The 13,041-nt window shown below is 71.1% G+C and carries 7 protein-coding genes; 2 read left to right on the forward strand and 5 right to left on the reverse strand.

The window, feature by feature from the left end; translation table 11 throughout:
• Nucleotides 1-85: 85 nt before the first annotated feature.
• Nucleotides 86-1,390 carry an ABC transporter substrate-binding protein gene (locus tag KBX26_RS10420; RefSeq protein ID WP_051708171.1) on the forward strand — a complete coding sequence of 435 codons (1,305 nt, stop codon included), beginning with the start codon at nt 86-88 and terminating at the stop codon, nt 1,388-1,390.
• A gap of 744 nt (nt 1,391-2,134) precedes the next feature.
• On the opposite strand, the gene KBX26_RS10425 is transcribed toward KBX26_RS10420, so the two are convergent.
• From KBX26_RS10425 to KBX26_RS10435, 3 genes are all read right to left on the reverse strand, one after another.
• Nucleotides 2,135-5,437: a BTAD domain-containing putative transcriptional regulator gene (locus KBX26_RS10425; RefSeq protein WP_036410755.1), complete on the reverse strand. Its 3,303-nt coding sequence runs from the start codon at nt 5,435-5,437 to the stop codon at nt 2,135-2,137.
• A gap of 137 nt (nt 5,438-5,574) precedes the next feature.
• Nucleotides 5,575-8,760 carry a hypothetical protein gene (locus tag KBX26_RS10430; RefSeq protein WP_156057295.1) on the reverse strand — a complete coding sequence of 1,062 codons (3,186 nt, stop codon included), beginning with the start codon at nt 8,758-8,760 and terminating at the stop codon, nt 5,575-5,577.
• Between the two features lie 29 nt (nt 8,761-8,789).
• A complete protein-coding gene (locus tag KBX26_RS10435; protein ID WP_210859363.1) occupies nt 8,790-9,521 on the reverse strand; it encodes a hypothetical protein in 732 nt (243 codons plus the stop codon).
• Nucleotides 9,522-9,812: 291 nt separating this feature from the next.
• On the opposite strand from KBX26_RS10435, the gene KBX26_RS10440 reads away from it, so the two are divergent.
• Nucleotides 9,813-10,187, forward strand: coding sequence for a hypothetical protein (locus KBX26_RS10440; RefSeq protein ID WP_156057297.1), 375 nt, complete (start codon nt 9,813-9,815; stop codon nt 10,185-10,187).
• A gap of 482 nt (nt 10,188-10,669) precedes the next feature.
• On the opposite strand, the gene KBX26_RS10445 is transcribed toward KBX26_RS10440, so the two are convergent.
• Nucleotides 10,670-12,217, reverse strand: coding sequence for a hypothetical protein (locus KBX26_RS10445; protein ID WP_210865314.1), 1,548 nt, complete (start codon nt 12,215-12,217; stop codon nt 10,670-10,672).
• A gap of 80 nt (nt 12,218-12,297) precedes the next feature.
• A complete protein-coding gene (locus KBX26_RS10450) occupies nt 12,298-12,969 on the reverse strand; it encodes an ABC transporter ATP-binding protein (protein WP_374224254.1) in 672 nt (223 codons plus the stop codon).
• Nucleotides 12,970-13,041 lie beyond the last annotated feature (72 nt).

Consider the following 13,041-nt stretch of genomic DNA (forward strand, 5'->3'; position numbering starts at 1 on the left):
GGTCCGGCAGAAATGACCATCGAAGGGCAGCGATGTGGTTGCTGTCGTGGTCCCCGCCCAGGCTGTCACAGGAGGTAGGACAACGATGTTGCGTCATCTCACCGGGGCCTACGCCCTGGCGGTGCTGCTGGTCGCGGCCGCCGGATGCAGCGAACAAGAGCCGGACGGCAGCGCGAAGACCGGTCCGCCGGAGACCGTCACCATCCTCGGTGCGACCTCCGATCACAAAAAGTACATGCAGAGACACTTTGACCAGTGGGCCAAGACGAGCGGCATCCACGTCACGTACGTGACCTCCAGCGACTTCGAGAACGAGGCCCCCGAACGCCTACGCTCGGCCGACCCGCCCGACCTGCTGCTGCTGCCCCAGCCCGCACTGCTGTCGCAGTTCGCCGAGAAGGGCGACGTCAAGGATCTGGAGAAGATGGGCCTCTTCGACCGCGACGAACTCGGCCGCCGGATGCGCCCGGGACTCATCGACAACGGGGTGGTCGGCGGGACCCTCGCCGGCGTGCCGCTCTCGCTCAACCTCAAGGGCCTGGTCTGGTACCCGCCCCAGGCGTTCCGCAAGGCGGCGTACCAGGCGCCGGCCACCTGGGAGCAGATGCTGGCCCTCACTGCGCGCATCCGCGAAGAGCAGAAGGCGGCGCCCTGGTGCATCGGCATCGCCGACGGTGGGGCGACCGGGTGGATGACCACGGACTGGATCGAGGACCTGGTCCTGCGGACCGCCGGCCCGGAGGTCTACGACCGCTGGGTGGCCGGCGAGCTGCCGTTCACCGCGCCGGAGATCAAGCGGGCGTTCACGATGTTCGAGCAGGTCGCTCTCGCCGACGGCAACGCGCTCGGCGGACGCGGCCACATCGTGTCGACCACCTTTCCCGAGGCGCTCAAGCCGATGTTCCAGTCCCCGCCCGGATGCTGGCTGAACAAGCAGAGCAGCTTCATCGTGGGCTCTTTCCCCGAGGGCACGAAGGCCGGCAGCGACTACGACGTCTTCCCGTTCCCGGCCCCGGCCGGCTCCGACGCGGCCGACGGCAGCCGGGCGGTCATCGGCGGCGACATCCTGGCGCTGGTCCAGGACCGGCCGGCGGTGCGGGAGACCGCCCGGCTGATGACGACTGCCGACTGGTTCCGTCAGTCGCGGGCGCACGAGGGCGGCACCCTCTCGGCCTTCACCGACGTGAGCCCGGGCGATTACGCGCATCCGGTCGACGCGACCCATGCACAGATCCTGAACCGTGTGCGGACCTTCCGGTTCGACGGCTCGGACTCCATGCCGCCCGCGGTCGGCGCCGGATCCTTCTGGCGCGAGACCACCGCGTGGATCGCCGGCCGGCAGGATCTCGACACGACCCTGCGCGCCATCGACGCGAGCTGGCCACGCTGACCGGCCGGGCGGTGCCGCCAACGGCGCAGCTTGGGTGACGACCCGGTCGACGCGGACCCTGTGGGTGCCGAAAACCTCATCCACGCTGGCCACAGTCATCTTGATCAGCGAGGTCAGGCGGCTGGTGCCGACACGGACCCTCTCGGCTGAATCGCAACGGTGCCCTACGTCGAGCACTGCGCGACGATGACGAGTGTGCTGTTTCGACTGGCCTACTCGGCGTGACCAACGCCCTCGCGCTGCTACGGCTACTACCGACGAGCGACAGCAACAAGGACGCCGAGATCCTCGCTCTCCGGCACCAGATCATGGTCCTCAAGCGACAGCTGCACGGCGACGGCCCCGGTTCACCCCAGCCGATCCGTCGGCTCGCTACTCGAAGCGCCTCCCGAGCCGTCGGTGATCAGCGACATGTACCTGCCGCTTCCGTGTGTGGTGTTCCCGAGCAGGTCCGCGAGTACCAATACGCGGACCTGCTCCCCGATGACCTACGCCAACGGCTCGACGAGTGGGATGACGACGAAGACGAGAGCCGTCCCCACTATCGGAGCGACTTGTCGCTCGCGCCGGGATGGAAGGTCGGCGGATACGCGAACTGGTCACTGACCGATCCGTGCCCGATGGACTGTGCCGCCTGCGGCACCACTCACCCGAGCAACCACACTCATCCAGCCTCACGGTGGACGCATGGTCGGCACCGGTGGACGCTCCGGCTGGCCGGTCGCGGGCCACGCGGCGAGGTCGTCAACCGGCGATGCTCGTCGCCCACGGCACCGCGCCGACCCGCCGTGCCAGGCTCAGCCCGTCGGCTCGGTGCCGACCCGCCGCCAACGGGTCGTCGAGCAGGTCGGCCAGCGCCGCCAACGTGTTGTCGACAGGACCCAGCGACAGCGAACCGGTTTCCAGACCCGCGAAACACCCCCGCCACGGCGTCAGCTCGGCGTAGGACTTGCGGGCGACCTTCCGGTCACCGAGTCGGGCGGCGACCTCGCCGCGCACGCATGCCCACAGCAGCCAGAAGTAGTCGGGCCGGATCGGCAGCTCCGGCTTCCACACGGCGCGCGCCTGCTCCAGATCGCCGGCCTCCACCAGGGCCAGGGCGAGCAGGTCGTGGCTGTCCTGGGGCACCCGGGCGTGCACCTGCCGCAGCTCGGGCACCGACTGGGCCGCGCCGCCCCCGGTCAGCCCCACGACGAACCGGCCGAGCATTCCCATCGCCTGCGCGTTGGGCCCGCCAACCTGTTCCATCCGCGTCGCGGCCTCGCCGTAGCGCCGCAGGGCGAGCGGATAGTCCCCCGCGAGCAACGCGGTCAGCCCGTCGAACCAGGACAGCACGGCCAGCATCAGTGCCAGTTGTCCGGTGTTGGCCTGCTCCACCGCCTTGTCGACGTGCCGGCGAGCGTCGACGAGGTCGGCCCGGTGCAGCGCCGCCTGGAAGAGGATGTGATGAGCCTGGGCCCGGTATCCGGTCAGTCCGTGGGCGGTGGCCACCCGCAGCATCTCCTCGCCGACGGCCGGCAGCTCGGCACGCCGGGCCGGCGCCATCACGGGGAAGTAGCGGGCGTTGAGCGCCCGACACAGCAGTCCTGGCTGCCCCGACTCGCGCGCCAGCGAGAGAGCCTCGCGGCTGGCCTCGTCGGCCCGGTCGTCGTCGGCGCCCTCCACCTCGAAGACCAGGGTGCACAGCAGCTCGCAGCGGGCCACCGGGGCGTCCGAACCGAGAGCAGCGAGCGCGGCCTCGACGGCGGCGACGAACTTCGTGTCGACCGCGCGGTCCGGCCGGACGGTCCAGGCGACCGGGGCATCCAGGCAGTTCAGTGCCCGACGCAGGGCGGATGGATCGGCGGCCATGGCCGCCAGCGCGACGGCCTCGCCGCGTACCTGCCGGGCGGTGAGAATATCGCCGGCGCGGGCGGTTGCCGCGGCTCGCGCACACCAGCCCGCCAGCCGGGTCGCCAGGGGTGTCTCGGGCAGCAGCGCAATCGCCCGGCCCACCCCCGACCACAACGCGGCAGCCTCTCGGGGCGCGTCCAGATCGGTGGCGTGGTGGGCGGCGGCGGTGGTGTACCGCAACGCCCGCTCGGCGGTGGACGTGGAGAGCCCGGCCAGGGCGTGCCGGCCCAGGCCGGCCACGTCGTGGGGCCGACGCCGTTCCAGGGCCTCCAGGGCACGGTGGTGCGCGCGGGTGCGGCGCAGCAGCGGAATGTCCTGGTAGAGGGCGTCGCGCATCACCGCGTGCGCGAACCGGACCCGCCCGGGAGCGGGTTCGACGAGCAGCCCGGCCAGCAGCCCGGCCTCCAACCCGTCCAGCACCGTCTCCTCCGGGCCGCCCACCACCTCGATCAGCAGGTCGACATCGACGTCCTGGCCGATCACCGAGGCGGTCCGCAATGTCGACCGGGCGGCTGCCGGCAGCCGGGCCAGCCGGCGGCGCAACACGTGCCGCAGGCCGACCGGCACCCCGGCGACGGCCGCCGCCGGTCCCTCCGCGGCGATCAGCCGGGCCGTCTCGGTGACATAGAGCGGGTTGCCGCCGGTGCGTTGCCAGACCGCGCGGACCACGTCCGGGCCCACCATCCCCGCGCCGTGGCGCCGCAGCAGCTCCGCGACGTCGGTCTCGGACAGACCGGCGAGGACAACGTCCTCACCACACCCCCCGGTCAGCGCGCCACGGGCGGCGACCAGGTCGGCGTTCACCTCGTGGGGACGGTAGGTGGCCACCACCAGCACCGGCCGGTCGACCAACGCGACGGCCAGGTGCCGCAGCACCTGGAGGGTCTCCCCATCGGCACAGTGAAGGTCGTCGAGGACCAGCAGCAGCGGCCCGCCAGCGGCGACGGTGCCGAGGTAGTCGCCGACCGCCCTGCGGAGGTGGAATTCGCCGCCCGTCGGCAGCGGGGCACCGCCCTCGCTGAGCAGCGTGGCGAGCCGGTCGGCATGCGCGGGTGCCGGCGGAGCGGTGGTCTGCAACGCGCGCAGCACCTCACCCCAGGCCCAGGCCGGCGGGGCCCCGTCCAGCTCGGGGCAGCGGCCGATGGCCGTCCGCCAACCGTCGGCCGTCAACTGCCCGACCAGCAGCCGACCAAGGGTCGACTTTCCCGCGCCGGCGTCGCCCAGCACCCAGGACATCCGGAATCCCCTCCGGACGGCGTACGCGGCGGCCTCGCGCAGCCGGGCCAACTCATCTGGTCGGGGCAGCGGGTCCCCGTCCACCGGAGCGGACGCCACGACCGCGGCGGGGAATCGCGGCGCGGCGAGCCGGAGGTGCGTGGTGGGCGTCGGCTGTTCCAGGGAGGGCGCCTGCTGCAGCAGATCCGTCTCGAGGGCCCGCAGGCCGGGGCTCGGGTCGACGCCGAGCTGGTCGGCCAGTTCGGTGCGCAGCCGCCGGAGCACGGCCAGCGCGTCGGCCTGCCGGCCGGATCGGTACAGGGTCAGGGCCAGGAGGGCGACCGCCTGTTCCCGCAGCGGATGCGCCTGGACATGCCGCTCCAGCTCGGGCGCGACCTGTTCGGCCCGGCCCAACGCCAGCGCCGCCCGGGCCCGGTGTTCGATGGCGACAAGACGGAACTCGGCCAGCCGGGCCGACTCCGCGGCGGCCCAGCCCTCATCGGCGAACTCCACGTAGGCCGGGCCGCGCCAGCAGGCCAGCTCCGCGTCAAGCCGACGGTACGCCTCCTCGGGATCCGCATCGAGCACGGCCATCGCCGAGCGGGTCGACGCCTCGAACCGCCCCGCGTCGAGCTGCTCCGCCCGCAGCCGCAGCGCGTAGCCGGGCGCGGCGGTGACGATCACCTGTGCGGGGCTGCGGGGCGGCCGGTCCGGCTCGAGGGCCCGACGCAGGTTGGACACGTACACCTGGAGTGCCGCCTGGGCGCGCGGTGGCGGGTCGCCGGCCCACAGGTCCTCGATGAGCCGGTCCACCGGGACCACCTGATCGACCATGGTGGCCAGTCGGGCCAGCACGGCACGCTGCCGCAGCGGACCGAGTTCCACGGGCACGTCGCCGTGCCACGCCCGCAGCGGACCGAGGACCCCGATTCTCAGCACGGGCAGGAGCGTAGGTCAGTGCGGCGGCACGTGCAGACAACTGGCGGACAGTCCCCGCGGCCGGGGGCGTCAGCCCGCGTACGGGCGGCGGACCCACACCGAGCTGGTGCGGGTCCGCCGCGTCGTGCCGACCCCGGTCAGTGCAGGTGTTCGTTGGTGATCCGCAGGAGGTTGGTGACGGTGGTGACCTCCGGAATGCCCTCCCGGTGCCGGCCGCCGGCAATCTCCGCCGACCAGTGGGCGTACCGGCCGGCCAGCTCGTTGGTCCGGTCACCGGCGACGGCGTAGACGCACCGGCCCAGCGGGTCGACCGGCGCGTTGGGCCGGTCGACCTGCCCACACGCGAAGTACGGGTTCTGGCCCTGCTTCGCGTCGAACCCGGAATTCAGGCCCTGGCAGGGATCCCAGTCGACGGCCTGCGCGCAGCCGGCGTAGTTGCTCACCGCCTGGGCGTACGCCGTCTGGAGGTAACGCCGGCCCGTGTCGCCGTTGAGGTCGCCACGCGGCGCGGTGTAGTCGCCGGGCAGCGAGCGGTCACCGAACAGGACGAGGTGCATCATCTCGTCCCGATCGAGCGCGCTCGCCCAGCCCAACTGGGTGAACGCCTGCAAAAGTCGAACGGACTCAGCGAGCTGGCGGCCCTTCTCCCACAACGTCTGCGAGACGGCCCAGGTGGTGACCGGCGGGGCCTCGACACCGGTGCCGGCGGCCGCCACCCGGTAGAAGTACTTCTGCCGTCCGGAGAGCATCGACCGGGTACGCGCAAGTGTGTCGTTGTCGACCTGGGGATGGGTGGTGACGGTGCCCTGGGTCTGCAGTGCGTTGAGGTACTGCGGCCACTGGGTGAGCACGTAGTCCGACGGGCTGTGGCACTCGGTGTCGGGATAGGGCCCGCTGCCGTTGTAGATCTCGCAGTAGACGCCGACCGGCCGGGTCGTGGTGACACTGCGCACGTCCTGCCAGGTCTCACTGCCGCCCTGCTTCACCTGGTGGCGCAGAGTGATCTTCAGGTCGCCGGAGTAGATCTCGTACTTGGGCCTGATGGTCTCCTTGACGTTGACGAAGTCGCCCTCGATACAGGTGCGCAGCGTCGGCCGGTAGCCGGGCGGCGCCGCGTAGGCCAGCAGGTCGTAGTAGGCGGGCAGGTCCGAGTTGCGCAGCGTGGCGGGGACCGACCAGGCGGGCATACCGATGTCGCCGACCCGGCAGGGCGTCAGGCCGGGCGCGTCCGGGATCTGCGCCGCCGCGGGCAGCGCCTGGTCGGGGGCACCCCACAGGTCGTACGTCCGGTCGTTGCCGGCGGCCGGGTAGGCCGGATCGGTCTGGTTCCAGCGGACGGCGCGCCCCACGTCGTCGAGCGCGTCGGACCACCCGTCGAGAGCGGCCCGGTAGTCGGCGACGAGCCGGGTGAACAGCTCGTTGGTGACACCACCGGCGCCCGGGTTGCTGAACTGCCGCACCCGCTGGTTGACCCGATTCCCCGCGTCGAGGGTGCCGGCGGTGTGCTCCGCCGTGACCGCCGCCGCGAACTGCGGATTCTCCAGCTGCATGACGAGGTTCGCGCGGGCACCGATCAGCCAGGCGGACGGGTTCGCCACGCCGCTGACCGCCTGGTCGCCGGTGGCCGGCCGCAGCGGAACGCCCTTGGCCGCCGCCCACCCGGCGAGGTAGTCGATCGCGCCGTTGGGCAGATGGAGGTCGAGGACGCTGACCGGGTTCGCGGTCGACGTGCCCGCGGGCACCACGAACGGGGCCTTCTTCGCGGCCGTCGTCGCGAACGTCCGGGTCGGCGAGTCGACCTCGTCGAAGTACTCGGCCACCGACCCGATCGCGCCACCGTCGACGCGGACGGCCCGGTGCAGGTAGCGGTCGGTGGCGTCGTCGACGTCGTCCGCGGCCAACTGTTCGAAGGCAGCCTGGTTGGCCAGCGCCATCTGGTCGATCTTCTGATCCATCGTGTGGAGCTGGTCCCCGATCACGCCGAGGATCCGCTTGACCTCCCTGACGTCCTGGCCCAGCAGACCGAGCTGGGTGCTCAGGCCGTCGTACATCGCGGTGAGTTTCGCATCGACCCGGTCGAATCGGTCGCCGATTCCCTCGGCCATCCGCCGGACCTGCTCGCTGAGGCCCTTGATCTGCTTGCTGATCATCTGATCCGGCGACTCCTGGCCCATGAACAGCGGCAGCAGGGCCATCGCGGCACCGATGAAGTTGCCGGTCAGCGAGAGGGCGGCGGCGGCCGACGCGGCGCCGGTGAGCTGACCCGAGGCGATCGTCATCTCGTAGGAGATCACCGAGGTCACCGATTTGACCAGCGCGTCACCGACCGTCTTGACGGTCTTGGCGAACTTCGGGTCGTAGATCCCCCCGATGTCGCCGAGGACCACGGTCAGCAGGCTGCCGGCCTCGCTGACCAGCTTCTTGGCGTCCTCGGCCGACTTCTTGGCCGCCGCCTCCTCCGCCGCAGTCGGCTTGGCGCCCTCGATCGGGAACTTCGCGTTGAGGGCGGTCGCGGCGGTGATCCGGTCGTTCGCCAGCGCCTCCAGCGCCTCGAACTGCGCCTGCACGGCCGTGCGTACGGCAGCGGAGAACGCCGCCTCGTCGTCCTTCTTGGCCAGGATGCCCGGCAGGTCGACCCGGCTCGCGAACGCCGGTAGGGCCATCAGGTCCTGCGCCGGGGTGTCCAGCCGGACCGACAGGCGCGCCGCGTAGGTGCCGTCCCACGCCGTGCGCAGCCCCGCGTCGGTTGACGCCGCCCGGTGCAACCGCTTCCACGCCCCGGCGAGCCGCCCCGGCGCCGACACCTCCCACAGGAAGTTCTGGCTGCCGGTACGCACCTGCTCAGTCGGCGTGACCACCGCACCAAGTTCCTCCCCCGTGGTGGCGGTCAGCAGGGCGCGCAGGCTGGACCCGCGCACCTCGGCCCGGTCCAGCGCGGCCTGCGCCGGGTCCTGGTCGACAGGGACCGCGAGCAATCCCGCGGCGGCGGCCGCGAACGCGGCGAGCCCCTCGGACGACCCGACGCCGGACACAGCCGCCCGCACGGCCGCGTCGGTGCGTCCAAAGTGGCGGACCACCTGCGTGCCGTCCACGTTCGGATGGGCCGCTCGCCAGTCGACGATCTCCGCCGCCACGACGGCGTCGACCACGCCCGCGACGCCGGTCGTGCGCGACTGCACCGCTGCGGCATACAGACTGTCGTGCAGGGCAGCCTCGTCGATCGGAACCGGCGCGGCGTAGCCGGGCACCGCGTACGTCGACACCGCCACGACGACCCCGACGGCCGCGGCACCCACGCGCCTGCGGATTCTGCCTGGTCTCACCTGCGAACCTCCCTCATCTCCCCCTGTGGTCACGGCGCCGTGACCCCGCCGCTCAGCGACTCCGAGGTGATCTCGCCGACTCTGCTGTTCACGAGCACCTGGAAATGGGTGTTGGCGTCCTGGTCGGAAAGCACCAGCGACATCCGTCCGGTACCGGGCTGCGCCGCGACGACGAATGACTCACTCATCGGCTCCTGCCAGGAGTAGTTGCCCTCCCAGTGCCGACGCAGGTAGCTGAGCGTGACCAGGTAGGACGTCTCGTCGGTCGCGTTGTCGGTCCAGCCCAGTCGTAGGATGCTGCGGTTGTAGGCGCTCTCGGCCGTCGACACCAGGTCGGTCGGCTTCGACGGCCGGGAGCTGACGCAGCCCAGCGGCACGGCCGACGCCACCGGTGTGCTGCCGTCGGGCACGTTGCGTGCGGTCGCGCACAGCCGGCGGACCGGCCCGGTCGGCGGGACGACGACGGTGTGGGTGAACCCGAGGGGCCCGGCCGGCAGCCAGGTCCGGAAGTCGCTGGCCGGCTTGGACGCGACCAGGGCTCCGTCGAAGGTGATGTCCACGGTGACCGGCCACCCGTTGCTGTCGGCGGCCCAGCCGGTGATGCCGAGGACACCGTTGTTCTGCGGCCCGGTGGCCTGGGCGGCTCCGGTGGGTGCCTTGTCGGTCGGCGTCGGTGGTGGCGGTGGTGGCGGGGGCTCGCAGCCCAGCGGATTGGTTTCACAGATCGGAACAGCGCCGGCCGCGCCCGGGGTCGTCAGCACTCCGAGCGTCGTGAGGAGGGCTGCCGCCCCCGCAAGCGTGCGTTTCATACGAGGATCAGGCCAGCAGCGACTTGGTGGCCACTTGGCGGCGACTTTGTGCGCCCACCGACGCGTCGGGGTCAGCGACTCCCAGACCGAGCCTCGACCGCGCTCATGGCGACTCGTCCCGCCATGATCTTCCCCTGCCCCCGTCCGCTCCCCGGGGGCAACGCGGCATTCACCAACCGCCCCTGAGCAGGCATTCTTGGGATATGAACCAGTCCCTGGACCCTACCGTCGGAGGTGCTCGTCATGACGACCCCAACTCCCCCCGTGGCCCCGACCCAGACCCGCTACCCATGGCGCGCGACGCTGCGTACCGTGGCGGCCGCCGGCCTCGGCGCGCTGTCACTGCTGCCGGTCGCCGCCGCGACGGCCGGCGTGGACACCCTGCCGGCTGTCGCGCAGGCGATCGTCGTCGCCGGCGCGATCACCCGAGTCCTCGCGCTGCCCGGTGTGGACGCCTGGCTGCGGCAGTACGTGCCGTGGCTCGCCGCTGCTCCCAACCTGCTCCCCCAAAACCGGGGTTCGCACCGGGCCATAGCAACACTCCTGACAGTGCTCGGCGTCGCCGGCCACCACCGCAGAGACCTGCTTTCCCAGAACAGATCGCCTGCGCCGGCGTAGGGCTGCCAGGCAGGGCTTGGTCTCGGTCACTGGCCGCTCGTGTGGCTCCGCACGGTGCAGACGTCTGATCCGCAACACGTTCCGGCTCACCTCCCTCAAGTACTGGGACGCGCCGCGCTCAGCCACGACATCACGTCGATCTACCACGCCGCAATGCACCGCGCCCTGGCCAGAATCACCCGGCTTCTCCAGCAACACGACACCACTATCCCGCCTGCCACCCAGCCGCCCGCCGCGCTCGCAGCCCTTCGCGACCGCGTCGAAGCCCGATCAACACCACCTTCGGAACCCACATAGGCGAGTTAATCTTCGGCATCCCCTCAGGCTTGTTCCTACCTTGGATACGAAGGCCGTTGCGCTTACGAACCCAGAAGCATCACGATGCGCCTGGGACGATCGTGTACGACGACCGCCCCAGGCGCATCTGCCACTAACTGCTGCTGGTCGGCGCGGGGCTCGCCTCGTCGGGGCCGAAATTCGACTCAACCCCATCCCCCCGGGTAACCCCAACGATGACGCCGATTACGGTGCAACAGGGCAGCGTCGCTGGAGACCATCACGTCGAGCAGGCTGGCGCCTCGCCGCTGCAGCAGACGCGCGGTGAGGGTGGGGGTCAGGGAGAGGCTGACCGCGGCTAGCAGGATGGCCGCGAGCACCGGCGTCCACAAGTGACCTCCGGTGATGGTGCCGATGATGCCGGGGAGAATGGCGCCCAGCAGGACCACGGGGAAGATCGTCATTTGTCCACCGGTCGGATCGCCTGCTCGTTGTCCAGGATAGCGGCGATCGCGGGCATCGGTGCCGACAGCCGGCATCAGGAGCGCGATCAGCGGTGCCACGGCGCAGGCCACTGCGGCTGCGGCGATGGCGCCGCTGATGGCGACGACGCCCAGCGGAGAGCGGGTCACGGCCCACAACACGGCCGCCAACACGATCGACGGTACGCCGAATAACAAGAACCATGCCGCCATCCGGCCGCGTACGTCAGCCTGAAGGGCGCCCGGTGTGGTGAGCAGCTGCCACAGGGCCGTGCCGTCCAGGGCGTAGGTGTTGACCGCGACCATCGCGCCGAACACCGCCGCCGCGGAACCCACGAGGGGCAGCGCCCAACTCCAGTCGGTGACCCCGATGATGAGCGCCATCAACAGCGGGGTCAGCCAGGCACTACGCAGTTCCACACCGCGCGCGGGATCCCGCGACCAGGTGGCCAGCTCTCGCGAGACGACAGCGGACACCTGCGGCGTCGTGAACGGAAGCGACAGCCCACGACCCGGTGCGTGAGGGCGTCGCGGCGTCACGAGGCGAGGTGGGCGGCGTAGGGCCCGCGCTGTCAGGGTGGTCCAGCCCATGTGCAGCAGTGCACCCAGGGCCAGGAGGGCCATCAGCGGCACGACGACCGCTTCCGTCCCGGCGTTGTCACGGGCGGCGATCGCGGCGCGGTACCCCCATCCCGTGGGCAGGAGGGCGAGCACGTCGATGATCGGCGCGGGTAGCTGCCCGAAGGTAGGGAGGACCAGGGTGGTGTCGCTCTGACCGAGGCGGGGCAGCAACCAGGCCGCGATCGGCACCCAGCCAGCGAACGACAGCGCGAGCATGACGGCGGTCTGGGTGGCGGCCAGCCTCATCCCGGCCCGGGTCTGCAACAGCCAGGCCGCGATCACCGCCACCGTCTTACCCGCCCAGACCAGCAGATACAGCTGTGCCACCATCGCCACCGCGCCGATCGTGGCCGCCGTCAGGCCGCCCGGTGCGGCCAGCACGACCAGGGACGACAGACAGGTCAGCGTGACCAGGGGGCCGACGCCCAGCAGCTCGGTCCAGGACAAGGCCCGAGCCGCGCGCCATGGCCGCAGCGGATAGCCGCGTAACCAGTCGCGCGAGATGACCGACGGATCGTGGCGTGGCTGGGTCAGAGGGCCGAACAGCCACATGCCTCCCCATCCGGTGAGCGCCACGGCGATCCAGCCTTCGTGGAGCAGTCCGCGGTTGGCCACCGCTGCGCCGACGACCACCAACGCGGCCAGGGCCATACCGGTGACCAGGCTGAATCCGCGCTCGTTGTGCGGGCCGTTGCGAAGCAGGCGTAGCTTCAGCGCGAACAGGGCTCGGGTCATGTCAGCCACCTCAACGGGCGGACCGGATCGGCGCCGACCAGCTCGACGAAACGTTCGTTGAGCGTCCCGTTCGCTGCCACCTCGTCTACCGGCCCCTCGACCAACACCCGGCCACCGGCCACCAACGCCACCCGGCGGCAGTTTCGTTCGACGAAGTCCATCATGTGGCTCGACATGACCACCGTGCCGCCGGCGGCGACGTACTGTGTGAGCACCTGTTCGATGGAGCGGGCCGAGACCGGGTCGATTGCCTCGAACGGCTCGTCGAGGACCAGCACCCGGGGGCGGTGCAGCATCGCCAGCGCCAGATTGATCTTCTTGCGCATACCGGTGGAATACTCCACGATCAGCGCGCGTGGAGTAGCGTCGAGGCCAAGGATCTCCAGCAGGTCCTCGGCGCGGACCCTCCAGCTGTCATCCAGCCCACGCAGCCCGGCGCTGTACCGCAGCACCTCGGTGGCGGTCAGCCGTTCGGGTAGCGACAGCCCGTCCATCATGATTCCGAGCTGGGCGAGCGCGGCTTGCCGATCGGTTCGCAGGTCATGACCGGCGATCCTGACCGTGCCGGAGGTCGGCTCCCGCAACCCGCACATGGCCATCAGCGTGGTGGTCTTGCCGGCCCCGTTCGGGCCGACGATGCCGTAACACATTCCCGCTGGGATGCTCAAGCTGACCCGGTCGACGGCGAGTACAGCGCCGAAACGCTGGGTGAGGTCAGTTACCTCAACGGCTGGGACAGT

Source organism: Micromonospora sp. C97 (assembly GCF_018070385.1).
GTDB classification, from domain to species: Bacteria; Actinomycetota; Actinomycetes; order Mycobacteriales; family Micromonosporaceae; genus Micromonospora; species Micromonospora parva.